Here is a 25,263-nt window from a genome sequence, read left to right as displayed (position 1 = left end):
GTGTCTGAGACGCTGCCCGCGGACGGGCTGCTGGGCTGGTCCTGGCTGCTGATCGCGCTGCCCCTGTTGGGGGCCGCGGTGCTGCTGCTGGGTGGCCGCCGCACCGACCGCTGGGGCCACCTGCTGGGGACGGCGACCGTCGGCGCGGCGTTCGTGCTGGCGGTGCTGTGCACGGTGCAGCTGGCCGGGCTGGACGAGCGCGCCGTCGACGTGGAGCTGTTCACCTTCATCGCCACCGGCGGGCTGGACGTCACCGCGGGGCTGCTCTACGACCCCCTGTCGGCGGTCTTCGTCCTGCTGATCACCGGCGTCGGCTCGCTGATCCACGTCTACTCGATCGGCTACATGGCGCACGACGCCGGACGCCGCCGGTTCTTCGCCTACCTCAACCTCTTCGTCGCGGCCATGCTGCTGCTGGTCCTGGGCAACAGCTTCGTGGCGCTCTACGTGGGCTGGGAGGGCGTCGGGCTGGCGTCGTACCTGCTCATCGCCTTCTGGTACACCCGCCCGGCCGCGGCCACCGCGGCGAAGAAGGCCTTCATCATGAACCGGGTCGGCGACGTCGGCCTGGCCCTGGCGATCTTCGTGATGTTCGCCCAGCTCGGGACGACCTCCTACGCCGGCGTCTTCGGGACGGTGGGCACCCTGGCGGGCGGGACGATCACCGCGATCGGCCTGCTCCTCCTGCTGGGTGCCTGCGGCAAGTCCGGCCAGTTCCCGCTGCAGGCGTGGCTGCCCGACGCCATGGAGGGCCCCACCCCGGTCTCGGCGCTGATCCACGCGGCCACGATGGTCACCGCGGGCGTCTACCTCATCGCCCGGTCGGCCCCCATCTACGACCTGACGCCCACCGCGCGGGCGGTGGTGCTGGCGATCGGCGCGCTCACCCTGCTGATCGGGGCGGTCGCCGGCTGCGCCTACGACGACATCAAGAAGGTGCTGGCCTGGTCGACGGTCAGCCAGATCGGCTACATGTTCCTGGCCGTCGGGCTCGGGCCCGCCGGCTACGTCGCCGGCCTGGCGCACCTGCTCGCGCACGGGTTCTTCAAGGCCGGGCTGTTCCTCGGCGCCGGCTCGGTCATGCACGCGATGCGCGACTCGGTGGACATGCGGCGCTTCGGCGGCCTGTGGAACAAGCTGCCGGTCACCTTCGTCACCTTCGGGCTGGGCTACCTCGCGCTCATCGGGTTCCCGTTCCTCTCCGGCTACTTCACCAAGGACGCGATCATCGAGGCCGCGCTGGACCGGGACGACGTCTGGGGCTGGGTGCTCGGCGGGGTCGCCGTGCTGGGCGCGGGGCTCACCGCCTTCTACATGACCCGGCTGATGCTCATGACCTTCTTCGGCCGGCCCCGCTGGGAGGAGGGCGTCCACCCGCACGAGGCGCCCCCGGTGATGACCGCGCCGATGGTGGTGCTCGCCGTCGGCTCGGTCGCCGCCGGTGGCCTGCTGGTGTCGGTGTTCCCCCTGTCGGGCTGGCTGGAGCCGGTCTTCGGCGAGCCGGCGGAGGCCGCCCACGTGGTGGCCCCGGCGGTCATCGGCCTGGTGGTGACGGTCGTGATGCTGCTCGGCGTGCTGGTCGCCTGGCTGTTCGTCGGCCGCCGCGAGGTGCCGGTGACCGCGCCGGTCCGGGTCTCCCCGGTCACCCGCGCGGCCCGCAACGGCCTCTACGCCGACGCGGTGAACGAGTCGCTGTTCATGCGGCCGGGGCAGTGGCTCACTCGCGCCCTGGTCTGGCTCGACAACCGCGGCGTCGACGGCGCCGTCAACGGCCTGGCCGCGGGCCTGGGCGGCTCGTCGTCCCGGCTGGGCCGGCTGCAGACCGGCTTCGTGCGCAGCTACGCCCTCGGCATGCTCGGCGGCGCCGTCGTGGTCGCGGGCGCGCTGCTGGCGGTGACGTCCGGATGAGCGGGCCGTCCCGCGGAAGCGAACACATGGTCTCGAGCGCCGACCGGTGCCCCGGAAAGGACGTGCTGCGGTGAGCGACTTCCCCTGGCTGCTGGCGATGATCGCCGTGCCGGCCGTCGGCGCCGCGGCGGTGGCCGCCCTGCCGCGCGGGCGCGACCTGCTCGCCAAGCAGGTGACCCTCGCCGTCAGCCTGGTCGTGCTGGTGCTGGCCGTGCTCACGACGCTCGCGTTCGACGCCGGCGGCCCGCGGTTCCAGCTGACGACGGCGGTCTCCTGGATCCCCGACTTCGGGTCGGAGTTCGCGCTGGGGGTCGACGGCATCGCCCTGGTGATGGTGCTGCTCGTCGGCGTCCTGGTGCCCCTGGTGGTCGCCGCCTCCTGGCACGAGGCCGACGGCGGCCGCCGCCCGGTGCGGGTCTTCTTCGCCTGGCTGCTGCTGCTCGAGGCGATGATGGTCGGCGTCTTCGTCGCCACCGACGTGCTGCTGTTCTACGTCTTCTTCGAGGCGATGCTCGTCCCGATGTACTTCCTGATCGGCAGCTTCGGCGGGCCGCGCCGGCAGTACGCGGCGGTCAAGTTCTTCGTCTACAGCCTGGTCGGCGGGCTGGTGATGCTCGCCTCGGTCATCGGCCTGTACGTGGTCAGCAGCGGCGCGCTCGGCGAGGGGACCTTCGCGTTCGATGCGCTCCGGCAGCTCGACATCGACCCCGACGTCCAGCGGTTGCTGTTCCTCGGCTTCTTCGTCGCCTTCGCCATCAAGGCGCCGCTGGTGCCCTTCCACACCTGGCTGCCCGACTCCGGTGCCGAGGCCCCGATCGGCGGGGCGGTGCTGCTGGTCGGTGTCCTGGACAAGGTCGGCACCTTCGGCTTCCTGCGCTACTGCCTGCCGCTGTTCCCCGACGCGTCGCGGGAGTTCGCCCCGTTCGTGCTGGTCCTGGCGGTGGTCGGCATCCTCTACGCGGCGCTGCTGGCGATGGGCCAGAGCGACATGAAGCGGCTGGTCTCCTACACCTCGATCTCGCACTTCGGCTTCATCGCGCTGGGCATCTTCGCCTTCACCACCGAGGCCGGCACCGGCGCGGTGCTCTACATGGTCAACCACGGCCTGGCGACCGGGCTGCTGTTCCTCGTCGTCGGCATGCTCATCGCCCGTGGGGGCTCCCGCCGGATCGCCGACTACGGCGGCGTCGCCGCGAAGGCCCCGCTGCTGGCCGGCGCCTTCCTGGTGGCCGGGCTCGCGTCGCTGGCCCTGCCGGGCACCAACAGCTTCGTCAGCGAGTTCCTCGTGCTGATCGGCTCGTTCCCCGAGCGGCCGGTGTTCACGGTGCTGGCGACGGTCGGCATCGTCCTGGCGGCGCTCTACGTGCTGCTCATGTACCAGCGCACCATGCACGGCCCGCCCCGTGGCGTGCTGCTGCAGGAGGACCCCGCCGAACCGGTGGCGGTCGGTGGGGGAACCACCGCCACGCTGACCGCCCCGCGGACCGCCCCGCGCCGCTCCCTGCGGGTGCTCGACCTCGACCGGCGCGAGCTGGCCGTCGTCGTGCCGCTGGTGGCGCTGATCATCGGCCTGGGTGTGTACCCGCAGCCGCTGATCGACCTGATCGAACCGGCCGTCGTCGCCACCCTGGGTGACCTGGGCGCCTCCGGAGGGACCGACCGATGATCGAGGCACCCGACCTCTCCTGGGCCGCGCTGGCCCCGCTGCTGGTCGTGTTCGGCGCGGCGTGCGCCGGGATCCTGGTGGAGGCCTTCGTGCCGCGGGACCGGCGCCACGCGGCCCAGGTGGCGCTCGCGCTGGTCGGCACCGTCGGCGCCCTCCTCGCCGTCCTGATCGTCGCCTGGGCCCGCGAGCCCGAGGTCACCGCCGGTGGCGCGCTGGCGGTCGACGACCCGGCGCTCTTCCTGCAGGCGACCATCGCCGGCCTGGGTGCGCTGTCGGTCCTGCTGTTCGCCGAGCGCGCGCTCGACCCGGCGCGGTCGGCGTTCGTCGTCAGCGCCGCCGTCCCCGCGGGCAGCCCGCGCGACCGGGAGCTGGCCACGGTGCCCCGGGTGCAGACCGAGGTCTACCCGCTGGCCACCTTCGCGCTCGGCGGCATGATGCTGTTCGTCGCGGCGAACGACCTGCTGGTCATGTTCGTGGCGCTGGAGGTGCTCAGCCTGCCGCTGTACCTGATCAGCGGGATGGCCCGGCGGCGCCGGCTGCTCTCCCAGGAGGCGGCGGTCAAGTACTTCCTGCTGGGCGCCTTCGCCTCGGCCTTCTTCCTGTACGGCCTGGCGCTGGTCTACGGCGCGGTCGGCAGCGTCCGGCTCAGCGACATCCGGGACGTCGCGACCGTGGACGGCGGCGGTGTCCTGCTGGTCCTGGGCCTGGCGCTGCTGGTCGTCGGCCTGCTCTTCAAGGCCAGCGTGGCGCCGTTCCACGCCTGGACGCCCGACGTCTACCAGGGCGCCCCGACGCCGGTCACCGCCTTCATGGCGGCCTGCACCAAGGTTGCGGCCTTCGGCGCGATCCTGCGCCTGCTCTACGTCGCGTTCGGCCCCGTGGAGTGGACCTGGCGGCCGCTGGTCTACGCCGCGGCCATCGTCTCCATGGTCGTGGGCGCGATCCTCGGGCTGACCCAGACCGACCTCAAGCGCATGCTCGCCTACTCCTCGGTGGCGCACGCAGGCTTCCTGCTCACCGGCGTCATCGGCCTCGGCGCCGACGGCGGCGGCTCCGGCCTGTCCGCCACGATGTTCTACCTGCTGGCCTACGGCATCACCACGCTCGGCGCCTTCGCCGTCCTGACCCTCGTGCGGGACGGCGACGGCGAGGCGAGCCACCTGTCGCAGTGGGCGGGGCTGGGCGCGCGCTCCCCGGTCACGGCCGCGATCATGACCCTTTTCCTGCTGGCGCTGGCCGGGATCCCGCTCACCGCCGGGTTCACCGGCAAGTTCGCGGTCTTCCGCGCCGCGATCGAGCAGGGCGCCTGGCCGCTGGCGCTGGTGGCGCTGCTGGCCAGCGCGGTGGCGGCCTTCTTCTACCTCCGGGTCATCGTGCTCATGTACTTCTCCGAGCCGGTCGTCGACGGCCCGACGGTGGGGGTGCCCGGGCTCCCGACGACGATCGTGCTCGCGGTGACCGCGGCCGTGACCCTCGCGCTCGGCGTCCTGCCCGGGGCGGTGCTCGACCTCGCCGAGCAGGCGGCTAGATTCGTCGGTTGATATGACCGGAGCCCGTGCTGCAGCCGACGGCACCCCCACCGAGGTCTGGCACCGGATCTCCACCCCGGCGTCGACCATCGGCCCCTGGCTCCCCGAGGGCGACCTCGGGGAGGCGCTGGCCGACGGGCTGGCCCGGGTGGAGGCCGAGCTGGCCGTCGCCGTGGGCAGCGAGCACCCGTTCGTGCGGGAGGCCGCCGGTCACCTCATGGCCGCCGGCGGCAAGCGGTTCCGGCCGATGCTGGCGCTCCTGGCCGCCCAGCTGGGCGATCCGTCCGCCGCGGAGGTCACGCAGGGCGCCGTGGTCTGCGAGCTCACCCACCTCGCCACGCTGTACCACGACGACGTCATGGACGAGGCCGCCGTGCGCCGGGGCGCCCCCAGCGCGAACAGCCGGTGGAGCAACAGCATCGCCATCCTGACCGGCGACCTGCTCTTCGCCCGGGCGTCGGACATCCTCGCCGACCTGGGTCCCGAGGCCGTGCGGGTCCAGGCGCGGACCTTCGAGCGCCTGGTCACCGGGCAGATCAAGGAGACCGTCGGCGCCCAGCCCGGCGACGACGCGATCGCCCACTACCTGCAGGTGCTCGCCGACAAGACCGGCTCGCTGGTGGCGACGTCGGCCCGTTTCGGGGCCTCCTTCTCCGGCGTGGACGACGACCTCGTGGCGGCGCTGACCGAGTTCGGCGAGGAGGTCGGCGTCGCCTTCCAGATCTCCGACGACCTGATCGACATCGTCAGCACCGACGACGTCTCCGGGAAGTCGCCGGGCACCGACCTCCGCGAGGGGATCGCCACCCTGCCGGTGCTGTTCGCGCTGGCCGGCGACGACCCCGCGGAGGCCCGGCTCCGCGAGCTGGTCGCCGGCCCGGTCACCGACGACGCCGAGCACGCCGAGGCGCTCGCGCTGCTCCGGTCCTCCCGGTCGCTGGCACGCGCCACCGACGTGCTGCGCGAGTACGCCGACCGGGCGCGCGGCCGGCTGGACGACGTCCCGGCCGGTGAGGTGCGCGACGCCCTCTCGGCGCTGTGCGACTACGTGGTCACGCGTACCAGCTAGCGGAAGGACCCCCATGCCCTCCGAAGTCGGCGAGCGCGGGCTCGTCCGAAGGCTCGCCCGGAGCGTGCGAGGGGTGAGAGGGGCGAGGTCCTTCTGCTGCATGGGGGCCGCCCTCCTGCTCACCGCGTGCTCGGGCGGGGCGGAGGAGGACGCCGGCTCGGTCTCGACGCCCCCGACCACCTCGGCTCCCACCGGCGCTCCGTCGCTGCAGGTCGAGGTGGTGGCCGACGGGCTCGACCACCCCTGGGACGTCGCCCAGAGCGAGGACGGCACCCTGCTGCTCGACGAACGCGCGGGCGGCTTCACGGCGGTGCTCCCGGACGGCACCGTGCGGGAGGTGCAGGCCGACCTCGGTGACCTGTTCGTGGCGGGGGAGACCGGCCTGATGGGCCTGGCGCTGGACCCGGCGTTCGCCGGGAACCGGCGGTTCTACACGTGCCAGGGGGATCGGGAGGGGTTCATCGGCGTCGTCGCCTGGACGGTGGCGGGCGACTGGTCGTCCGCCACCCGGGTCGACGACCCGCTGATCGGTGGCATCCCGCTCAACGAGCGCAGCGGCCGACACGGCGGCTGCCGGCTCGAGTTCGGGCCGGACGGCGCGCTGCTGGTCGGCACCGGGGACAACGCGGTCGGCACCCACCCCCAGGACCTCGGCTCGCTGGCCGGCAAGGTGCTCCGCGCCGACCCCGCCACCGGCCAGGCTCCGCCGGACAACCCCTTCGTCGCTCCGGACGACGGTGCGGCCGACCTGATCTGGACCTACGGGCACCGCAACGTCCAGGGCCTGGCCCGGCGGCCGGGCACGGATCAGGTCTACTCGGTCGAGCACGGGCCCGACCGGAACGACGAGGTCAACCTGCTGCGCCCCGGCGCCAACTACGGCTGGGACCCCGTGGGCGGCGGGGGCTACGACGAGAGCGTGCCGATGACCGACCCGGAGATCGAGGGGGCGGCCCCGGCGGTCTGGGACTCGGGCGCCCCGCCCATCGCCCCGAGCGACGGCACGTTCCTCGACGGGGACCAGTGGGGCGACTACGACGGGCTGCTCCTGCTCGGCGCGCTGCGCGGGCAGCACGTGCTGGCGCTGCGCCTGGACGAGGCCGGCGCCCTCGTCGAGCAGTTCCGGCTGCCCGAGCTGGACGGCACCTACGGGCGCATCCGCACCGTCGAGCAGGGCACCGACGGTGCGCTGTACGTGACCACCGACAACGGCGGCGGCCGGGACCAGTTGCTCCGCGTCACCCCGCAGGGCTGAGGACCCGGCCGGTCACCCGCAGGGGGACGGTGGTCCCGGCGGGCAGCAGGGGGCAGGGCTCCGGCTCGCCCAGCACCGTCCGGACGGGCAGGACGCCGGCCCACACCGGGTCCGGGGCCGCCGCGCCCTCGATGTCGCGCTCGTCGTCCCCCGGCGGGCCGGTGCGGATCTTCACGCTCGCCTCGGCGAGGTCGAGGGCCAGCACCGCGGTGGCGGCCAGCTCCCTGCGGTCGGGCCGGCGGGTCGCCGTCCAGGATCCGGGCGCCAGGTGCTCGGTGAGCACCTCCAGGCCGAGCAGCCGCTCGTCCGGGTCCTGCACCAGGCGGGCCCGCCCGTGCACGACCGCGCAGCGGTAGTTGACCGAGTGGTGGAAGGCCGAGCGCGCGTAGACGATCCCGTCCAGGTGGGTCACGGTGAAGCAGACCGGCGCGCCCGCGGCCGCGCCCCGCAGCGTCGCGGCCCCCGTCGAGCCGTGCAGGTAGAGGGTGTCCCCGCGCCGGCCGTAGCCCGTCGGCAGCACGACCGGGGCGTCGCCCAGCTGCACGCCGAGATGGCCGATCAGGCCGGCGTCGAGCACGGCGTAGAGGTCGGCCCGGTCGGTGCGGGCGCGCTTCGCGCCCCGGCGGACGGTGCTGCGGTCGGTGGAGGAGAGCGGCGGGGCGGTGTCCACGACGTCGATCCTGGACGGCGCAGGTGGTCCTCCGGAACGACCAATCCGCTAGATTCCCGGCAGTCCACTTCGTCGGCGGCAGGAGCACCGTGGTCGACCTCCCCCCGGTGCTGCTCGACCGCAGCTCGGGCACGCCGCTGTCGGTCCAGCTGGCCGAGGCGCTGCGCACCGCCGCCGCCGACGGGACGCTGCGCCCCGGGGACCGGCTGCCGTCGACGCGGGCGTTCGCCGCGGCGCTGCGGGTGAGCCGCACGGTGACCGTCGCCGCCTACGACCAGCTGCTGGCCGAGGGATGGCTCGGCGGACGCCGGGGCGCGGGCACGTACGTCCTCGGCGCGGTGACGGCGGCGCCCGCGGCGGCTCCCGCTCCGGCCGTCCGCTCGCCGGCCGCACCGGCGCTGGTCGACCTGCGGGCGGGGTCGCCGTGCCTGCAGGTCCTCGACCGGGCGGCCTGGCGGCGGGCCTGGCGGGCCGCGGGCGACGAGGCGCCCGACGCCCGACCGGACGCCGCCGGTGACCCCGCGTTCCGATCGGCGGTGGGTGAGCACCTCCTGCGGCACCGGGGCCTGGCCGCCGGCCCGGAGGAGGTGCTGGCCACCGCCGGCACCTCGGCGGCGGTGGGGGAGGTGGCGCGCGCGCTGCCGCCGGGCAGCCGGGTGGCGGTCGAGGACCCTGGCTACCAGCGCGTCGTCGGTGCGCTGCGCGATGCCGGCGTCGAGGTCGTCCCGGCCGCGGTCGACGACGACGGCCTGGTCGTCGACGCGCTCCCGTCCGGGGTGGCCGCCGTCTACTGCACGCCGGCCCACCAGTACCCGCTCGGCCGCCGGATGTCGGCCGCGCGCCGGCTCGCGCTGGTCGCCCGGGCCCGCGCCGAGGGGTGGTGGGTGCTGGAGGACGACTACGACGGGGAGCTGCGCTACGACGTCGCCCCGCTGCCGCTGCTGGGCGCGCTGGGGCCTGACGTCGTGGTGCACCTGGGCACGACGAGCAAGATCCTCAGCCCCACCCTCGGCGTCGGCTGGATGGTGGCGCCCGAACCGCTGCGGGCGGAGCTGCTGCTCCGCCGCACCGCCACCGGCACCCGGCCCGCGCGCGCCGGTCAGCGGGTCTTCGCGGGGTTCACGGCCTCCGGGGACCTCGCCCGGCATCTGCGCCGCCTGCGCCGCGAACTGGTCGCGCGGGCGGGCGAGGTGCGGGCCGCGGTCGCGGCGGCCGGGTGCCGGGTGGAGGGGGACGCCGCCGGGGCGCACGTCCTCGTGCCGCTGCCCGGCACCGCCGCGGAGGAGGCGGTGCGCGCGGCGGCCGCGGCGCGGGGGATCGCCGTCGACGGGCTGGCCCGGCACGCGCTGGTGGACGATGGCCGGGCCGGGCTGGTGCTCGGCTTCGCCGCGCCGACGCGGGAGCAGCTCCACCGGGCCCTGCCGGTGCTCACCGACGTGCTGCGGGAGAACGGCCGGCGCTGATCCGCCCCGGACGCAGCACGGCCCGCCTCCCGGGCGGGAGGCGGGCCGTGCGCGCGGAACGGGGTCCTCCTAGGCCTTGACCTCCCAGGTGTCCCCACCGGCCAGCAGGGCGTCGAGGTCGCCGGGGCCCTGCAGCCGGGCCTCGTGCAGCTGCTCGGACATCATCGCCTCGTAGCTCGGCTTCGCCACCTTCCGGAACACGCCCATCGGGGTGTACCGGAGGTCCTGCGTGGACAGCCGGGACAGCGCGAACGCGTAGGACGGGTCCTCGCGGGTCGCGTCGTGCACCACGATCTCGCTCGCGTCGACCTGGTTGGTCTCGGCGATGCGCAGCCCCCCGAAGTCGTCGCGGACCACGCACGAGGCGCCGTCCGGGCCGAACACCAGCGGCTCGCCGTGGACGAGCGGGATCGTCCACATCGGGCCCGTCGCCGGGTCCTTCAGCAGCTCGAACGCGCCGTCGTTGAAGATGTTGCAGTTCTGGTAGATCTCCACCAGCGAGGTGCCCTGGTGCTCCGCGGCCTGCCGCAGCACCTCGGTGAGGCCCTTGCGGTCGGAGTCCATCGCCCGGCCGACGAAGGTGGCGTCCGCGCCGATGGCGAGCGACACCGGGTTGAACGGGTGGTCCAGCGAGCCCATCGGCGTGGACTTGGTGACCTTCCCGACCTCGGAGGTGGGCGAGTACTGGCCCTTGGTGAGCCCGTAGATCCGGTTGTTGAACAGCAGGATCGTCATGTTGACGTTCCGCCGCAGCGCGTGGATCAGGTGGTTGCCGCCGATGGAGAGCGCGTCGCCGTCGCCGGTGACGACCCACACCGAGAGGTCGGGGCGTGAGGCGGCGAGGCCGGTCGCGATCGCCGGGGCGCGGCCGTGGATCGAGTGCATCCCGTAGGTGTTCATGTAGTACGGGAAGCGCGACGAGCAGCCGATGCCCGACACGATGACCATGTCCTCGCGGGCGATGCCCAGGCTCGGCAGGAAGCTCTGGACCGCGTTCAGGATGACGTAGTCACCGCAGCCGGGGCACCAGCGGACCTCCTGGTCGGTCTTGAAGTCCTTGCCCTTGAGCTCGGTCTGCTTGGGGCCGTGCTGCTCGAGCGAGCGGGCGATGGCGGCGTCGATGGGGGTCGGTGCGTCCGGCATGCCGAGTTCGACGGTGGTCACTGCGGTGCTCCGTTCAGGGGTGCGGTGGTGCTGTCGATGGCGTCCTGGATCACCGCGGCCAGCTCGGCCGCGCGGAAGGGCAGCCCGCGCACCTGGGTGTGGCTCTGCACGTCCACCAGGTACTTCGCGCGCAGCAGCAGGGCCAGCTGCCCGAGGTTCATCTCCGGGCAGATGACCCGGTCGTACCGGGCCAGCACCTCGCCGAGGTCGGCGGGGAACGGGTTGATGTGCCGCAGGTGGAGCTGGGCGACCTTCCGGCCGGAGCTCCGGATCCGCCGGCAGGCGGCGCCGATCGGGCCGTAGGTGGAGCCCCACCCGATGACGGCGACGCGCGCGTCGCCGTCGGGGTCGTCGACGTCGGTGGCCGGGATCGACGCGGCGATGCCGTCGATCTTCGCCTGCCGGGTGCGGGTCATGAAGTCGTGGTTGGCCGGGTCGTAGGAGATGTTGCCGGTCCTGTCGGCCTTCTCCAGCCCGCCGATCCGGTGCTGCATGCCCGCGGTGCCCGGGATCGCCCAGGCGCGCGCCAGGGTCTCGGGGTCGCGGAGGTAGGGGAGGAACTCGCCGTCCTCGCCGTTGGGCTCGGTGGCGAAGGCCACCGACCCGGTGAGGTCGGGCAGCGAGTCGGCGTCCGGGATCGCCCACGGCTCGGCGCCGTTGGCGAGGTAGCCGTCCGACAGCAGCATGACCGGCGTCCGGTAGGCGAGCGCGATCCGCGCGGCCTCCACGGCGGCGTCGAAGCAGTCACCGGGGGAGCGCGGGGCGATGACCGGGATCGGGGCCTCGCCGTTGCGGCCGAACATCGCCTGCAGCAGGTCCGACTGCTCGGTCTTCGTCGGCAGGCCGGTGGAGGGGCCACCGCGCTGGACGTCGACGATGACCAGCGGCAGCTCGGTCATGACCGCCAAACCGATGGTCTCGGCCTTGAGCGCCACACCGGGGCCCGACGTCGTCGTGATGCCCAGCGCGCCGCCGAAGGAGGCGCCGAGGGCCGCACCGATGCCGGCGATCTCGTCCTCGGCCTGGAAGGTGCGCACGCCGAAGGCCTTGTGCCGGGACAGCTCGTGGAGGATGTCCGACGCCGGGGTGATCGGGTACGCGCCGAGGAACACCGGGAGCCCCGAGCGCTGGCCGGCGGCGACGAGGCCGAGGGCGAGCGCCTGGTTGCCGGAGATGTTCCGGTAGCGGCCCGGCTTCATCGGGGCGGGCTTGATCTCGTAGGAGACGGCGAAGGCCTCGGTGGTGTCGCCGTAGTTGTAGCCGGCGCGGAACGCGGCGATGTTCGCCGCGGCGATCTCCGGCTTGCGGCGGAACTGGCGCTCGAGGAAGCGGACCGTGCCCTCGGTGGGCCGGTGGTACATCCAGCTCAGCAGGCCGAGGGTGAACATGTTCTTGCTGCGCTCGGCCTCCTTCTTGCCGAGGCCCGAGTCGGCGAGCGCGTCGAGGGTCATCGAGGTCAGCGGGACGCTGACGGTCTGCCACCCCTCGAGCGAGCCGTCCTCCAGCGGGTTGGTCGCGTAGCCGACCTTCGCCAGGTTGCGCGGGGTGAACTCGTCGGAGTCGACGATCAGCAGGCCGCCGCCGGGCAGTTCGCCGAGGTTGGCCTTGAGCGCAGCCGGGTTCATCGCCACGAGCACGTCCGGGGCGTCACCCGGCGTCATGACGTCGTGGTCGGCGAACTGCAGCTGGAAGGAGCTGACGCCCGGCAGGGTCCCCGTCGGCGCGCGGATCTCGGCGGGGAAGTTCGGCAGCGTCTTGAGGTCGTTGCCGAACGACGCCGTCTCGCTGGTGAACCGGTTGCCGGTCAGCTGCATGCCGTCGCCGGAGTCACCGGCCAGCCGGATGACGACGCGGTCGAGCTCCACGACGCTCTTGACGAGCCCACCGGGAGCGGAGCCGGACACCGGGGTGGCCGGGGCGCCGTTCGAGCTCGACGGCGCGACGGTCGGGTTGGTGCCAGTCATCAGCGGTCTACCTCCACCGGGCGAGGTTACGTGCGCGTGTACACGGCCGGGATGTGCAACCGGACACGCCGCAGCGGCGAGATGTCACCGCGTCCGGAAGGAGGAACCGCTGCGGTGGCGCGGTCATTCCGCCGGGGAGGGCGCGTCCGTCGTCCGGGAACGGGCGCTCCCGGGACGGCGTTGGACCGGACGTGCAGCGCTGGAACAACGGACTGAAGACCGCCGTCCTCCTGGGCGCCATGGGCGGGCTGATCCTCGTCGCCGGCTACGCGATCGGCGGCAACGGCGGGCTGTTCATCGCGCTGGTGGTCGCCCTCGGGGTGAACGGCTTCGCTTACTTCAACTCGGACAAGCTGGCACTGCGGGCGATGCGGGCCTTCCCGGTGACCGAGACGCAGGCGCCGCAGCTGTACGCGATCGTGCGCGAGCTCGCGACGGAGGCGCGGCAGCCCATGCCCCGTCTCTACGTGAGCCCGACGAACCAGCCCAACGCGTTCGCCACCGGCCGCAACCCGCGCCACGCGGCCGTCTGCGTCACCCAGGGCATCCTCGAGCTGCTCGACCGGCGCCAGCTGCGGGGGGTGCTCGCGCACGAGCTCTCGCACGTCTACAACCGCGACATCCTGATCAGCTCGGTGGCCGGCGCCATGGCCACGGTGATCACCTACCTGGCCCACATGGCGATGTTCGCCTCGTTGTTCGGCGGCCGGTCCGACGACCGCGGCGGCGGCAACGCCCTCGGCGGCCTGCTGCTGATGCTCCTCGGGCCGATCGCCGCCGGCGTGGTGCAGATGGCGATCAGCCGCAGCCGGGAGTACCAGGCCGACGCCTCGGGCGCCCAGCTGTCGCAGGACCCGCTCGCGTTGGCCGACGCGCTGCGGGTGATCGAGCGGGGGACGGCGGCCCGGCCGCTGCCGCAGGAGGACCGGCTGGTCACCCAGAGCCACCTGATGATCGCGAACCCGTTCCGCGGGGCGGGCATGGCGTCGCTGTTCGCCAGCCACCCGCCCATGCCGCAGCGGATCGCCCGGCTGGAGCAGATGGCCCGCGAGCTCGGCCGGTAGAAGGGCCCCCTCGCTCCCCACGCCACGCTCTGCGCGCCGCGGGTCCCTGCGAGGGGGCCGTTCCATCAGGTCACCGGTAGTTGTCGAACTGCAGGGCGACGTCGAGGTCGGCCCCGCGGAGGAGCTGCTGCACCGCCTGCAGGTCGTCGCGCTTCTTGCCGCTGACCCGCAGCTGGTCGCCCTGGATCTGCGCCTGGACGCCCTTGGGGCCCTCGTCGCGGATCAGCTTGGCGATCTTCTTCGCGACGTCGGACTCGATGCCCTGCTTGATCGTCGCACCGATCTTGTAGCTCTTCCCCGAGGACTGCGGCTCGCCGGCGTCCAGCACCTTGAGCGAGATGCCCCGCTTGACCAGCTTCTCCTTGAACACCTCGAGCGCGGCCGAGACCCGCTCCTCGGTGTCCGCCTGGAGGGTCACGCCTTCCTCCCCGGCCCACGCGATGGTGGCGTTGGTGCCGCGGAAGTCGAACCGCTGCGAGAGCTCCTTGCCCGTCTGGTTGAGGGCGTTGTCGACCTCCTGCCGGTCGACCTTGCTCACGACGTCGAACGATGCGTCGGCCATGTCTCTCCTCTCATGCCGGACGGGCCCCGGCGCGCCGGGGACCCGTCACCCGTGGGTCCGTCCTCTTGTTACTCTCTCCCGGTACCAAACACGGCGGGTTGCCCGAGTGGCCAATGGGAGCGGACTGTAAATCCGTCGGCTTAGCCTTCGAAGGTTCGAATCCTTCACCCGCCACGCCCGGTACGACGGCCCCCGACCACCAGGTCGGGGGCCGTTCGCGTACCGGGGTCAGGGCGCCGTGGGAGCCCGGGCGCTGGAGACGGCGGTGCGCTCCAGCTGCTGACCACCCAGGAAGAGCCAGCCGAACGCGATGTCGACGTGGCGGGTGCACCGCACCGTCACCTCGGCCCCGTCGATCTCGGCGGTCCAGCTGTCCAGTGCGAGCCCCCCGTCGGCGAGCTGGTCGGCGACCGCTGTCTGCGCGGCGGCGCGGCCGAGCGGGAGCTCGGTCCCCACCCCGTGCGCGTAGACCACCGCCTCGTCGGCCTGGTTGGCCGCGGCCAGGGCGGCGCCGTCGCAGACCGACTGCACGGACTGCTGTTCGAGGAAGGCATCGGAGGCGGCGATCGCCCCGAAGGCCATCAGCGCCGCGACGAGCCAGCACACCAGCACGAACGGCAGCGTCGAGCCGCGCTCGCGGTCGTCCGGGCCGGGGTGCACGCGCGGCAGCCTAAGCGCGCGCTCGCGGCGTCCGCGGGGCGTCGACACGATTGTGGACCACCGCGGAGGACGGTTCACCCGTCCTCGTGCACGCCCGTGCGTCTGCGCGGGTGCGCAGTGTGCGCGGACCGGCAGGATCCGCGGCTGGAACTGCCGGTCCGCGCACGCGGTCGGCGGACGAGGGACCAAATCACGCGTCGTGTGATCAGCGTGGCGGCTGGTGACGACACGACGGGTCACGCGGCGTGTCGTGATCGAGATGCTTGTGGCGGCCGGTGACGGGAAGGAGTGTCACCCGCGCGGTCCGTATTCGACGACGCCCTGCCCCGCGCGCGGATGGCTGCCGCAACAGCCAACAGTCGTGCCACGAGGGAGGCGCCATGAACAGCAGCACGCAGCGTGAGATCGGTACCCGGGGTGTGAAGTGGGGCCGCGGTGTGAAGTGGGGCCGCGGTGTCAAGTGGGGCCGCAACGAGGCCTGAGCCTCTGCGGCGCCCGGTCGCCGGACTTCGTGCGGGGCAGTCGGTCCGATGGGCCGGCTGCCCCGCACTCATGTCCGGGGTGCCGCGTGCCGATGACCGTGGTGGACGGGTCGCTCTCCCGGGTGCGGGGAGGGTGGCGGTGATCGACACCGCTGCTAGCCTTCGCCCGCCCGACGACCCGGGGAGTGCCGTGCACGTGGCTGAGCAGGACGTTCGTGAGCGTACACGCCCGCGTACCGTCCGCAGTCCCTGGGCGGTCGCGACCCTCGCCCTGGTGGTCGCCGTCCCGGCGGGCGCCGCCGTGGTGGCGCGGGAACCGCTCGCGGTCGATGGTCGGGTCCTCGTCGCGGTCCTGCTGGCCGCGATGCTCGCCGAGTGGGTCAACGTCCACGTCGAGTTCCGGCGGCACAGCTTCGTCAACTCGGCGAGCGAGGTGGCCTTCGTCATCGCGCTCCTCGTGGTGGGCGGGGTCTGGACCGCCGTCACCCGCGCCCTGGCCGTCGGCACCGTCCTGGCGATCCAGCGCTATCCGCGGCCCAAGATCGTGTTCAACGTCGCCGTGGCGGTCATCGACAGCGCGGTCGCCATCGGGGTGCTGGAACTGCTCCCGGCGGGTGACATCAGGGATCCGCTGACGTGGGCGTCCTGCTTGCTGGCCGTCTTCGCGGCCAACGTCGTGGGGGCCGGCATGGTGGCCGGGGCCATCACCCTGACCCAGGGGTATCCCGGACGTTCGGTCTGGACGAGCCTCTTCGTGCCCGTCGTCGTCGTCCAGCCGCTGGCCGTCGTCATCGGCCTGGCCATCCTGCTGCTGCTGGACACCACCCTGTGGGCCGCGGTCATCCTCACCCCACTCGTGGTCGCGCTCGTGCTGCTCTACCGCCGGTTCGCCGAGGTCACCCGGGAGAGCCAGTCCTTGGAGCGGGTCTACGCCTTCGCCCGCCGGGTGGAGCAGGTGCAGCCCGACGAGTCGGGAACCCGGCGGATCGTGCAGGCGGTGCAGGAGCTCCTCAACGCCGAGCGGGTCGCCCTGTGGCTGCCGCCCTACCTCGACGAGGGGCCGCGGCTGGTCGTCGCCACCGAGGGCGGTGCCGACTGGTACGACGGGCCGGGCGACCCCGACGACGTGCTGCGCCGTCGCGCGGTCGCCTCGGCCGGGGCGATCCACGTCGCGGCCGGCCGCGCCGACGAGGTCGAGGCGGCGGCTCTCGCCCGGCGGGGGGTCGCCGAGCTGCTCGCGGCGCCGGTGACCACGGCCGCCGGCGAGCCGGGCTACCTGGAGGTGTGCGACCGGCGCAGCGACGCCGTCTCCTTCGGCAGCAGCGAGCGCGGCGCCCTGGAGTCGATGCTCACCCACATCAACGCCGCGATCCGGCAGCAGCAGCTGCTCACCCGCATCCGCTTCGACGCCGACCACGACCGGCTCACCGGCCTGCCGAACCGCCAGCGGCTCGCCGCGGAGATCGAGGCCCTGGTGGCCGAGGACCCCGAGGGCGGCCAGGCCGGCCTCATCCTCGCCTCGCTCGGCACCTACGCCGACGTCACCGACACCCTCGGGCACGCCGCCAGCGATGAGCTGCTGCTGGTCACCGCCGGGCTGCTCCGCGAGCACGCCCCGCCGCGCGCGCTCCTGGCCCGCATGGAGCGGGAGCAGTTCGCCGTCCTGCTGCCCGGTCTCTCCCTGGCCGCCACCGAGCAGGCGGCCCGGCGGCTGCGCGAGGCCGCGGCCACGCGGGTCCGGGTGGCCGGCCTCGACCTGGAGGTTTCGCTGACCATCGGCGTCGCCGCCGCACCGGTGCACGGCACCGACGCCGGCGCGCTCATGCAGCGCGCCGACGTCGCCCTGCTGGCGGCCGGGGAGGCCGGTGGCGTGGCCAGCTACCACCCGGTGCTGGACCAGCAGAGCCTGCGCCGCCTGCAGCTGGGCACCGAGCTCGAGCAGGCGATGGCCGACGGGCACATCGACGTCGTCTTCCAGCCGGTCATCGACGCGCAGACCTCCGACATCGTGTCGGTGGAGACGCTCGTGCGCTGGACCCACCCGCGCTACGGCAGCATCCCGCCCGAGGACGTGATCGGGCTGGCCGAGCAGATCGGCCGGATCGGGGCGGTCACCGACCACGTCCTGGAGCTCGCGCTCGCGCGGTGCCGGCGCTGGCTGGACCAGGGCATCTCGCTGTCGGTCGCGGTCAACGTCTCCGCGTGCTCGCTGAGCGAGCCCGACCTCGTCGAGCGGATCCGCGGTGCGCTGGAGCGGCACGACGTCCCCGGCGAGCTGCTGATCCTGGAACTGACCGAGAGCAGCGTCGTGAACGACTCGGTGCGGGAGAGCTCGGTCCTGGACAACCTGCACGACCTGGGGCTCCGGCTGTCCATGGACGACTTCGGCACCGGCTACTCGTCGCTCTCCCAGCTCCGGCAGCTGCCCATCGACGAGCTGAAGATCGACAAGTCCTTCGTGCTCACCATGGCCACCAGTCAGGGGGAGTCGTTCATCGCGCGCTCGATCATCGAGCTGGCCCACAACCTGGGGCTGTGCGTGGTGGCGGAAGGCGTCGAGGACGAGATGACGCGCAACCAGCTGATCGCCATGGGCTGCGACAAGCTGCAGGGCTTCCTGATCAGCCGGCCGCTGCCCGAGGACCGGCTGGAGAAGTGGTTGCTCGCCCGGACCGGCGTGCGCTCCGCCGCACCGGGGACCACCCACCGCCGCCTGTACGTCCGGACCTGACGAAGGACCCCGCGTCCCCCCACCGCTCGCGAGCTCGCGCCGGGCCCCTGGCGCGGGGCCGTTCCAGCACGTCCGGGTGCTCGCGGCAGGCCCCTGCAGGGGGGCCGGAGGCATCGGGTACAGTCTTCGATGGCTCCTCGGAGCACGCCCCTTTAGCTCAGTCGGCAGAGCGTCTCCATGGTAAGGAGAAGGTCTACGGTTCGATTCCGTAAAGGGGCTCTGGCAGTAGCCTGACCTACCGGTCCTGTCGCGAGACCGGCCCGGGCGGTCACCCCGGCGGTGTAGCTCAGCCTGGTAGAGCAAGCGGCTCATAATCGCTGTGTCACCGGTTCAAGTCCGGTCACCGCTACTCCCGACGGACCCCGCACCCCGGGGTCCGTCGCCGTGTCGGCCACCTGGCCGGTGCGGCAGCAGGGCCCGGTCCCGGGTCCTGTCCCACAAGGCTAGGAGCGCTCCCGTGGCAGCCACCGACGTCCGTCCGAAGATCACCCTGGCCTGCCAGGAGTGCAAGAACCGCAACTACATCACGCGCAAGAACCGGCGGAACGACCCCGACCGGCTCGAGCTGATGAAGTACTGCCCGCGCGAGCGCAAGCACACGCTGCACCGCGAGACCCGCTGACGGTCCGCGGCAGCTGAGCGAGAGGGCGGGAGCATGGCGCTGGACCGGGAACTGGTCGGGCGCAGCTACCCGCCCTCTGCCGTCTACGAGGTCGGGCGGGCCAAGATCGCCGAGTTCGCCACCGCCGTCGGTGCCGAGGACGCGGTGCACCGCGACGTCGACGCGGCCCGGGCGGCCGGCCACCCCGACGTCATCGCGCCGCCCACCTTCGCCATCGTGGTGAGCCTGGAGGCGGCGTTCGTGGTGCTCGGCGACCCCGAGGTGGGGCTGGACTACAGCCGGGTCGTCCACGGCGAGCAGAAGTTCGTCCACCACCGCCCCATCCGGGCCGGCGACCGGCTGGTCGCGACCACCACCATCGACGCCGCCCGCACCGTCGCCGGCAACGACCTGCTGACGGCGAGGGTGGAGCTGGCCACGGAGGACGGCGAGGCGGTCTGCACGGCCACCTCGATGCTCGTCGCGCGAGGTGCGGCATGACCGTGGCGGTCGGGACCGAGCTCCCGGAGCTGGTCGTCCGGATCACCCGGGCGGACCTGGTCCGCTACGCCGGCGCCTCCGGCGACTTCAATCCCATCCACTGGAACGAGCGGGTGGCCCGCGAGGTCGGCCTGCCCGGCGTCATCGCCCACGGCATGTTCACCATGGCGCTCGCCGCGCGGGCGGTCACCGGCTGGACGGGGGACCCGGCGGCGCTCGTCGAGTACCAGGTCCGGTTCGGGCGGCCGGTGGTCGTCCCCGACGACGACGGCGCGGAGCTGACCGTGCGGGGCACGGTCGCCGCCCTCCTGGACGACGGCCGGGCGCGGGTCGACCTGGCGGTCACCAGCGACGGCGAGAAGGTGCTGTCCCTGGCCCGCGCGGTCGTCCGGCTCCCCTGACACCGGCGCCGGCCCTCCCCGCCCGGGCCGCGGCCCTGGACGAGGCGGACCCGCCCCGCTGACGGCGCCGGTCCGGGCCCCTCCTCAGTCCGCCTGACCGAGCAGCCGCTGCATGCGGCTGACGCCCTCGACCAGGTCGTCGTCACCCAGGGCGTAGGACATCCGGACGTAGCCGGGCGTCCCGAACGCCTCTCCGGGCACGACCGCCACCTCGGCCTGCTCCAGGATCAGCTCGGCCAGTTCCGCACTGGTGCCGGCGGTGCGGCCACCGATCGGACGGCCGAGCAGCCCCTTCACGGACGGGTAGACGTAGAAGGCGCCCTGCGGCTCGGGGCAGGCGACGCCGGGGATCTCGCGCAGCATCGAGACGATGGTCTGCCGGCGGCGGTCGAACGCCTCCCGCATGGTGGCCACCGCGGAGAGGTCCCCGTTCAGGGCTGCGACGGCCGCGGCCTGGGAGACGTTGGCGACGTTGGAGGTCGCGTGGGACTGGAGGTTGGTCGCGGCCTTGACCACGTCGGCCGGGCCGACGATCCAGCCCACCCGCCAGCCGGTCATCGCGTACGTCTTGGCGACCCCGTTCACCACGACGCACCGGTCGGCGAGCTCGGGGACCAGGACCGGCATCGAGGGTGCCGTCGCCCCGGCGTAGGTGAGGTGCTCGTAGATCTCGTCGGTGAGCACCCACAGGCCGGCCTCGAGCGCCCAGCGGCCGATCTCCTCCACCTGCTCCGCCGGGTACACCGCGCCGGTGGGGTTGGAGGGCGAGCAGAAGAGCAGGGCCTTCGTGCGCGGGGTGCGGACGGCCTCGAGCTGGGCGGCCGACACCAGGTAGCCGCTCTGCTCGTCGGCCACGACCGGCACCGGGACGCCACCGGCCAGGCGGATGGCCTCGGGATAGGTGGTCCAGTAGGGCGCGGGCACGATGACCTCGTCGCCGGGGTCGAGCATCGTCGCGAACGCCTCGTAGACCGCCTGCTTGCCGCCGTTGGTGACCAGCACCTGGGCGGGGGTGATCCGCAGCCCGGAGTCGCGCGCGGTCTTGGCGACGATCGCCTCCTTGAGGGCCGGCAGCCCGCCGGCGGGGGTGTACCGGTGCATCGCCGGCGTCCGTGCGGCGGTGATGGCGGCCTCGACGACGTAGTCCGGCGTCGGGAAGTCCGGCTCACCGGCGCCGAACCCGATCACCGGCTTCCCGGCGGCCTTGAGGGCCTTGGCCTTCGCGTCCACGGCGAGCGTCGCGGACTCGGCGATGGCGCCGATGCGGCGGGAGATGCGGCGCGCGGCGGGCGGCAGCTCGGTCGAGCGGGCGGCGGGCTCCGTGGCGGAGGCGTCGGTCATGGGGTCATGGTGTCAAAGACCACGGCCCCCGGGCCGCCCGCCCGGTCCCGAACGGGCGGGGGGCCCGGCGGCGGGGCCCCGCGAGGGGTGGGGCCGGTGGGACGTTCGCTCCTCCCCGGTCCGGTCCCGTACACTGGCTTCACCGGGGCCTGTTGACCCCGCCACCGGCGTGCCCCGGATCCCCGTCCGGGGGTCGAGGTCGCCGTGGCGGCGAGACGCTCCGGGGCCCGGCAGGGCATAGGGGTGTAGCTCAATTGGCAGAGCAGCGGTCTCCAAAACCGCAGGCTGCAGGTTCAAGTCCTGTCACCCCTGCCAGCAGGACACGGCACCACCGACCGACGGCCCTCGCGGGAGAGGCCACCACGACGAGGCGAGCGAGGCGCAGTGAGCGACGAGAAGCCGGGCCGCGAGGACGACGCGCGCGCCGCCTCCGACGCCGAGCTCACCGACGAGCAGCTCGACCAGGAGGCCCCCGGCGTCGATGACGCAGGGGCGCTGGAGGCCGCCGAGGACCAGGTGGCCGGCGAGGCCGAGGCCGACGAGGACAAGGTCGTCGCGGCCCGCCCGGGTGACCGGGGCGCCCGCCGACGGGGCCGGATCACCGCCGACGGCGACGAGGACGACGAGCCGGCGGCGCCGTCGCGCCGCGCCGCGCGGTCGGCCACCGAGCCCGCCCGCGAGGGCGCTCCGACCCGGTCGCGGGCCGCGGCGGAGCGGGCTCGCTCCGACGAGATGCAGCCCCGCCGTTCGCTCGCGCGCTTCCTGCGCGAAGTCGTCGCCGAGCTGCGCAAGGTCATCTGGCCGGGTCGGCGGGAGCTGATCACCTACACGACCGTGGTGATCGTGTTCGTCGCGTTCATCGTCGCGCTGGTGGCCGGCCTCGACCTGCTCTTCGCCCAGGGCGTGCTCGCCGTCTTCGGTTGATCCGCCCCGCGCCCGAACGCCCCTGACATGGAAGAGACCCTGTGATCGAGCTTGCGAGATCACCAATGAGCGCAGCACCGTCGGTCACGACGCCGGCGAGCGCCACCGAGGAGAAGCAGTGACCGACCCCCGCGAGCCCTTCGAGACCGACAACGCGGTCGAGGGCACCGACCTGGACGACGCCCGCTTCGACGAGCGCGGCACCGCCGACGTCGAGACCGGCGCCGACGAGGCCGGTGCCGCCGAGGGCTCCAGCGACACCGCCGACCTCGCTGCGGGTGCCGCCATCTCCGACGGCGAGGTCGCCGACGCGACGCCGGAGATCGAGAGCGGTGACCCCGACACCCTCGCGACCGACCCGCAGGCCGCGCCCGCCCCGGACTCCGACGTCGCGGCGGAGGAGGACGAGGACCCGGTCGAGGCGCTCCGCAAGGCGCTGCGCATCGCCCCGGGCGACTGGTACGTCGTCCACTCCTACGCGGGCTACGAGAACAAGGTGAAGACCAACCTCGAGGCGCGCATCCAGTCCCTGGACGTGGAGGACTACATCTACCAGATCGAGGTGCCCACCGAGGAGGTCACCGAGATCAAGAACGGCAAGCGCTCGCAGGTCAACCGCAAGGTCCTGCCGGGCTACCTGCTGGTCCGCATGGAGCTCAACGACGAGTCGTGGGGGGCGGTCCGCAACACCCCCGGGGTCACCGGCTTCGTCGGTGCGACCTCCAAGCCCTCGCCGCTGACCATCGACGAGGTCGTGAAGATCCTCGCCCCGGCCGTCACGCCGCAGGCGCCGCGCGTCACCGAGGCCGCCGCCGCGAGCCCGGGCGGCGCCGCCGCCCCGACCGCCGTCGTCGACTTCGAGGTCGGCGAGTCGGTCACGGTCATGGACGGTCCGTTCGCCACGCTGCCCGCCACCATCAACGAGATCAACGCCGAACAGCAGAAGCTGCAGGTGCTGGTCTCCATCTTCGGCCGCGAGACGCCCGTCGAGCTCTCGTTCAGTCAGGTCCAAAAGATCTGACGGACGTGCCCCGAAGACTTCACCACCCAACCTGAACCGGAGAACAGAGCATGCCCCCCAGGAAGCGGTTGACCGCGGTCATCAAGCTCCAGATCAACGCCGGTGCGGCCACCCCCGCGCCGCCCGTCGGTCCGGCGCTGGGTCAGCACGGCGTCAACATCATGGAGTTCTGCAAGGCGTACAACGCCGCGACCGAGTCGCAGCGTGGGAACGTCGTCCCCGTGGAGATCTCGGTCTTCGAGGACCGGTCCTTCACCTTCGTCACCAAGACCCCGCCGGCCGCGCGCATGCTGCTCAAGGCCGCCGGTGTCGAGAAGGGCTCGGGGGAGCCGCACAAGACCAAGGTCGCCACGGTCACCCGTGACCAGGTCCGCGAGATCGCCCAGACCAAGATGGCCGACCTCAACGCCAACGACCTCGACCAGGCCGAGAAGATCATCGCCGGCACCGCCCGGTCGATGGGCATCACCGTCACCAACTGACCAGCAACGGCCTCGTTCCGAGGCTCGCCCCGAGCGTGCGAGGGGTGAGGAGAACGAGGTCCTTCATCAGTGGGAGGGCCACGCCAGGCCCGTTCACCACATGACCGGGGCACGAGCCCCCGGAGAGGACACACCATGGCGAAGCACGGCAAGAAGTACCGCGCGGTGGCCGAGAAGGTCGACCGCGACAACCTGTACAGCCCGCTCCAGGCCGCCACGCTGGCCAAGGACACGTCGACGACCGCCTACGACGCCACCGTCGAGGTCGCCATGCGCCTGGGCGTCGACCCGCGCAAGGCCGACCAGATGGTCCGCGGCACGGTCAACCTGCCCCACGGCACCGGCAAGACCGCCCGCGTCATCGTCTTCGCGACCGGTGACAAGGCCGCCGAGGCCGAGGCCGCCGGCGCCGACGTCGTGGGCTCCGACGACCTGATCGAGCGCATCCAGGGCGGCTTCCTGGACTTCGACGCGGCGATCGCGACGCCGGACCAGATGGCCAAGGTCGGCCGGATCGCCCGCATCCTCGGCCCTCGCGGCCTGATGCCGAACCCGAAGACCGGCACGGTGACCCCCGACGTCACCAAGGCCGTCAACGACATCAAGGGTGGGAAGATCAACTTCCGCGTCGACAAGCAGGCGAACCTGCACCTGGTGATCGGCAAGACGTCCTTCGACGAGGCCAAGCTGGTCGAGAACTACGCCGCTGCCCTCGACGAGGTCCTCCGCGCCAAGCCGTCCTCGGCCAAGGGTCGGTACCTCAAGAAGGTCACCATCTCCACCACGATGGGCCCCGGCATCCCGGTCGACCCGAACCGCACTCGCAACCTGACGGTGGACGAGTAGAAGGACCCCGTCCTCCCCGCCCTTCGCGAGCTCAGGGCGGGACCGGGACGGGGCCGTTCCAGGCCCGCACGACGGCCCCGCTGCGCACCCGCGCAGCGGGGCCGTCGGCGTATGGCGTACTCTTGTCGACGTTCCCCCCAAGACCGCTGGTCGTCGCACGTCCGCGTGCGATCGAAGGTCCCGGAGCTCCGGGCGACCCGCGCAGGAGGACGGTTCGATCGGCAGGCCTCCGCGCCTGCCCCTCGCCCCGTGCGCCCTGCGCCGGGGCGTTCCTCGTCTCCGGGCCTCTCGTCGCACGTCGTCGTGCAGCGTCCAGCAGTCGCCCGACAGACGAGAGGAGGCCCATGCCCACGCAGGCGAAGGCCGCGGTGATCGACGAGATCACCGAGCGGTTCCAGTCGTCCAGCGCGGCGGTGCTCACCGAGTACCGCGGGCTGACCGTGGCCCAGCTGACCCAGCTGCGCCGTTCCCTCGGTGAGGGCAGCAGCTACGCCGTCGTCAAGAACACCCTGACGAAGCGGGCGGCGGACCAGGTCGGTCACACCGACCTCGCCCCGCTGCTCAACGGTCCCACCGCGATCGCCTTCATCGAGGGCGACGTCGTCGAGGCCGCCAAGGCCATCCGCGACTTCGCGCGCACCAACCCGCTGCTCGTCGTCAAGGGTGGTGTCGTCGAGGGCCGCACCGTCAGCCCCGCCGAGGTCACCGCCCTGGCCGACGTCGAGCCGCGCGAGGTGCTGCTGGCCAAGCTGGCCGGCGCGATGAAGGGCAACCTGACCAAGGCCGCCGGCCTCTTCCAGGCCCCGCTGTCGCAGGTCGCCCGCCTGGCCGAGGCGCTCAAGGAGAAGAAGCCCGCCGAGGGCGCCGACTCCACCGCCGACGCCGCCGCGGACACCGCTGCTGCCGACACCACCACCCCCGACGCTGATGCCGCGGACGCCGCGGCCAGCACCGACTGA

Annotated in this window: 22 protein-coding genes and 4 tRNA genes; 20 read left to right on the top strand and 6 right to left on the bottom strand. The window is 73.1% G+C overall.

The annotated features are described in order from the left end of the window. The 5 genes from nuoL to ACI799_RS03755 all read left to right on the top strand — a co-directional run bounded on the left by nuoL (nucleotide 1) and on the right by ACI799_RS03755 (nucleotide 7,427). Complete coding sequence (gene nuoL / locus ACI799_RS03775) at nucleotides 1-1,908, top strand: NADH-quinone oxidoreductase subunit L (protein ID WP_456589099.1); 1,908 nt, start codon at nucleotides 1-3, stop codon at nucleotides 1,906-1,908. Between the two features lie 70 nt (nucleotides 1,909-1,978). Continuing rightward, nucleotides 1,979-3,574, top strand: coding sequence for an NADH-quinone oxidoreductase subunit M (locus ACI799_RS03770; RefSeq protein WP_456612466.1), 1,596 nt, complete (start codon nucleotides 1,979-1,981; stop codon nucleotides 3,572-3,574). After that, nucleotides 3,571-5,115: an NADH-quinone oxidoreductase subunit NuoN gene (gene nuoN, locus ACI799_RS03765; protein ID WP_456612465.1), complete on the top strand. Its 1,545-nt coding sequence runs from the start codon at nucleotides 3,571-3,573 to the stop codon at nucleotides 5,113-5,115. The genes ACI799_RS03770 and nuoN overlap by 4 nt, the downstream gene beginning before the upstream one ends. A 1-nt stretch (nucleotide 5,116) precedes the next feature. Next, complete coding sequence (locus tag ACI799_RS03760) at nucleotides 5,117-6,172, top strand: polyprenyl synthetase family protein (protein WP_456589096.1); 1,056 nt, start codon at nucleotides 5,117-5,119, stop codon at nucleotides 6,170-6,172. Between the two features lie 100 nt (nucleotides 6,173-6,272). After that, nucleotides 6,273-7,427 (top strand): PQQ-dependent sugar dehydrogenase, encoded by a 1,155-nt coding sequence (locus ACI799_RS03755; protein WP_456612464.1) that lies wholly within the window; start codon nucleotides 6,273-6,275, stop codon nucleotides 7,425-7,427. On the opposite strand, the gene ACI799_RS03750 is transcribed toward ACI799_RS03755, so the two are convergent. Further along, nucleotides 7,411-8,097 carry a pyridoxamine 5'-phosphate oxidase family protein gene (locus ACI799_RS03750; RefSeq protein WP_456612463.1) on the bottom strand — a complete coding sequence of 229 codons (687 nt, stop codon included), beginning with the start codon at nucleotides 8,095-8,097 and terminating at the stop codon, nucleotides 7,411-7,413. The two genes, ACI799_RS03755 and ACI799_RS03750, sit on opposite strands and share 17 nt — an antisense overlap. Nucleotides 8,098-8,186: 89 nt before the next feature. Between ACI799_RS03750 and pdxR the strand changes: the two genes are divergently transcribed. Further along, entirely contained in the window at nucleotides 8,187-9,560 is a 1,374-nt protein-coding gene (gene pdxR, locus ACI799_RS03745; RefSeq protein ID WP_456612462.1) for a MocR-like pyridoxine biosynthesis transcription factor PdxR, read from the top strand. 69 nt (nucleotides 9,561-9,629) lie between these two features. On the opposite strand, the gene ACI799_RS03740 is transcribed toward pdxR, so the two are convergent. Together ACI799_RS03740 and ACI799_RS03735 are read right to left on the bottom strand one after the other, a co-directional pair. Continuing rightward, entirely contained in the window at nucleotides 9,630-10,724 is a 1,095-nt protein-coding gene (locus tag ACI799_RS03740; protein ID WP_456589092.1) for a 2-oxoacid:ferredoxin oxidoreductase subunit beta, read from the bottom strand. After that, on the bottom strand, nucleotides 10,721-12,688 hold the full coding sequence (locus ACI799_RS03735; protein WP_456589091.1) for a 2-oxoacid:acceptor oxidoreductase subunit alpha: 1,968 nt from the start codon (nucleotides 12,686-12,688) through the stop codon (nucleotides 10,721-10,723). The genes ACI799_RS03740 and ACI799_RS03735 overlap by 4 nt, the downstream gene beginning before the upstream one ends. Before the next feature lie 191 nt (nucleotides 12,689-12,879). Here ACI799_RS03735 and htpX point away from each other — a divergent pair, with 191 nt between their 5' ends. Continuing rightward, nucleotides 12,880-13,752, top strand: coding sequence for a zinc metalloprotease HtpX (htpX, locus tag ACI799_RS03730; RefSeq protein ID WP_456589090.1), 873 nt, complete (start codon nucleotides 12,880-12,882; stop codon nucleotides 13,750-13,752). Nucleotides 13,753-13,822: 70 nt separating this feature from the next. On the opposite strand, the gene ACI799_RS03725 is transcribed toward htpX, so the two are convergent. Then, entirely contained in the window at nucleotides 13,823-14,314 is a 492-nt protein-coding gene (locus tag ACI799_RS03725; protein ID WP_456589089.1) for a YajQ family cyclic di-GMP-binding protein, read from the bottom strand. Between the two features lie 92 nt (nucleotides 14,315-14,406). Between ACI799_RS03725 and ACI799_RS03720 the strand changes: the two genes are divergently transcribed. Continuing rightward, a tRNA-Tyr gene (locus ACI799_RS03720) sits at nucleotides 14,407-14,488 on the top strand. Between the two features lie 54 nt (nucleotides 14,489-14,542). Here the strand turns inward: ACI799_RS03720 and ACI799_RS03715 are convergent. Continuing rightward, nucleotides 14,543-14,974: a pilus assembly protein TadG-related protein gene (locus ACI799_RS03715; protein ID WP_456612461.1), complete on the bottom strand. Its 432-nt coding sequence runs from the start codon at nucleotides 14,972-14,974 to the stop codon at nucleotides 14,543-14,545. A gap of 756 nt (nucleotides 14,975-15,730) precedes the next feature. Between ACI799_RS03715 and ACI799_RS03710 the strand changes: the two genes are divergently transcribed. The 6 genes from ACI799_RS03710 (at nucleotide 15,731) to ACI799_RS03685 (ending at nucleotide 19,690) form a co-directional block, all read left to right on the top strand. Then, entirely contained in the window at nucleotides 15,731-18,187 is a 2,457-nt protein-coding gene (locus tag ACI799_RS03710; RefSeq protein ID WP_456589087.1) for a putative bifunctional diguanylate cyclase/phosphodiesterase, read from the top strand. A 146-nt stretch (nucleotides 18,188-18,333) separates the two neighbouring features. Then, nucleotides 18,334-18,406 (top strand) — tRNA-Thr (locus ACI799_RS03705). A 56-nt stretch (nucleotides 18,407-18,462) separates the two neighbouring features. Then, nucleotides 18,463-18,536 (top strand) — tRNA-Met (locus ACI799_RS03700). 108 nt (nucleotides 18,537-18,644) lie between these two features. Next, nucleotides 18,645-18,809: a 50S ribosomal protein L33 gene (rpmG, locus tag ACI799_RS03695; protein ID WP_091770212.1), complete on the top strand. Its 165-nt coding sequence runs from the start codon at nucleotides 18,645-18,647 to the stop codon at nucleotides 18,807-18,809. Between the two features lie 33 nt (nucleotides 18,810-18,842). Further along, nucleotides 18,843-19,289, top strand: a complete 447-nt coding sequence (locus tag ACI799_RS03690) for an FAS1-like dehydratase domain-containing protein (RefSeq protein ID WP_456589086.1) — start codon at nucleotides 18,843-18,845, stop codon at nucleotides 19,287-19,289. Beyond that, on the top strand, nucleotides 19,286-19,690 hold the full coding sequence (locus ACI799_RS03685) for a MaoC family dehydratase (protein ID WP_456612460.1): 405 nt from the start codon (nucleotides 19,286-19,288) through the stop codon (nucleotides 19,688-19,690). The genes ACI799_RS03690 and ACI799_RS03685 overlap by 4 nt, the downstream gene beginning before the upstream one ends. Nucleotides 19,691-19,774: 84 nt before the next feature. Here the strand turns inward: ACI799_RS03685 and ACI799_RS03680 are convergent, their stop codons facing one another. Continuing rightward, the gene (locus ACI799_RS03680) at nucleotides 19,775-21,031 is read right to left on the bottom strand and encodes a pyridoxal phosphate-dependent aminotransferase (protein ID WP_456589084.1); all 1,257 of its coding nucleotides are present in this window, start codon (nucleotides 21,029-21,031) and stop codon (nucleotides 19,775-19,777) included. Nucleotides 21,032-21,270: 239 nt separating this feature from the next. Here ACI799_RS03680 and ACI799_RS03675 point away from each other — a divergent pair. The 6 genes from ACI799_RS03675 (at nucleotide 21,271) to rplJ (ending at nucleotide 25,263) form a co-directional block, all read left to right on the top strand. Further along, nucleotides 21,271-21,346 (top strand) — tRNA-Trp (locus tag ACI799_RS03675). A 69-nt stretch (nucleotides 21,347-21,415) separates the two neighbouring features. After that, nucleotides 21,416-21,955, top strand: a complete 540-nt coding sequence (secE, locus tag ACI799_RS03670; protein ID WP_456589083.1) for a preprotein translocase subunit SecE — start codon at nucleotides 21,416-21,418, stop codon at nucleotides 21,953-21,955. A 118-nt stretch (nucleotides 21,956-22,073) separates the two neighbouring features. Further along, nucleotides 22,074-22,976 (top strand): transcription termination/antitermination protein NusG, encoded by a 903-nt coding sequence (gene nusG, locus ACI799_RS03665; protein WP_456599614.1) that lies wholly within the window; start codon nucleotides 22,074-22,076, stop codon nucleotides 22,974-22,976. A gap of 50 nt (nucleotides 22,977-23,026) precedes the next feature. Continuing rightward, a complete protein-coding gene (gene rplK, locus ACI799_RS03660) occupies nucleotides 23,027-23,458 on the top strand; it encodes a 50S ribosomal protein L11 (protein ID WP_456589081.1) in 432 nt (143 codons plus the stop codon). Between the two features lie 135 nt (nucleotides 23,459-23,593). Further along, on the top strand, nucleotides 23,594-24,304 hold the full coding sequence (gene rplA / locus ACI799_RS03655) for a 50S ribosomal protein L1 (RefSeq protein WP_456589080.1): 711 nt from the start codon (nucleotides 23,594-23,596) through the stop codon (nucleotides 24,302-24,304). A gap of 344 nt (nucleotides 24,305-24,648) precedes the next feature. Next, nucleotides 24,649-25,263 (top strand): 50S ribosomal protein L10, encoded by a 615-nt coding sequence (gene rplJ, locus ACI799_RS03650; RefSeq protein ID WP_456589079.1) that lies wholly within the window; start codon nucleotides 24,649-24,651, stop codon nucleotides 25,261-25,263.

It is taken from the genome of Blastococcus sp. SYSU DS0753, assembly GCF_054051175.1.
This window is presented reverse-complemented; position numbering and strand designations above follow the sequence as displayed.

What these genes read in the sequence shown, in the direction of transcription:
- ACI799_RS03680 (WP_456589084.1), bottom strand. Translation starts at nt 21,031, where the DNA reads ATGACCGACGCCTCCGCCACGGAGCCCGCCGCCCGCTCGACCGAGCTG.
- rplK (WP_456589081.1), top strand. Translation starts at nt 23,027, where the DNA reads ATGCCCCCCAGGAAGCGGTTGACCGCGGTCATCAAGCTCCAGATCAAC.
- ACI799_RS03735 (WP_456589091.1), bottom strand. Translation starts at nt 12,688, where the DNA reads ATGACTGGCACCAACCCGACCGTCGCGCCGTCGAGCTCGAACGGCGCC.
- ACI799_RS03755 (WP_456612464.1), top strand. Translation starts at nt 6,273, where the DNA reads ATGGGGGCCGCCCTCCTGCTCACCGCGTGCTCGGGCGGGGCGGAGGAG.
- rplA (WP_456589080.1), top strand. Translation starts at nt 23,594, where the DNA reads ATGGCGAAGCACGGCAAGAAGTACCGCGCGGTGGCCGAGAAGGTCGAC.
- ACI799_RS03725 (WP_456589089.1), bottom strand. Translation starts at nt 14,314, where the DNA reads ATGGCCGACGCATCGTTCGACGTCGTGAGCAAGGTCGACCGGCAGGAG.
- ACI799_RS03690 (WP_456589086.1), top strand. Translation starts at nt 18,843, where the DNA reads ATGGCGCTGGACCGGGAACTGGTCGGGCGCAGCTACCCGCCCTCTGCC.
- ACI799_RS03760 (WP_456589096.1), top strand. Translation starts at nt 5,117, where the DNA reads ATGACCGGAGCCCGTGCTGCAGCCGACGGCACCCCCACCGAGGTCTGG.
- rplJ (WP_456589079.1), top strand. Translation starts at nt 24,649, where the DNA reads ATGCCCACGCAGGCGAAGGCCGCGGTGATCGACGAGATCACCGAGCGG.
- ACI799_RS03685 (WP_456612460.1), top strand. Translation starts at nt 19,286, where the DNA reads ATGACCGTGGCGGTCGGGACCGAGCTCCCGGAGCTGGTCGTCCGGATC.
- nuoN (WP_456612465.1), top strand. Translation starts at nt 3,571, where the DNA reads ATGATCGAGGCACCCGACCTCTCCTGGGCCGCGCTGGCCCCGCTGCTG.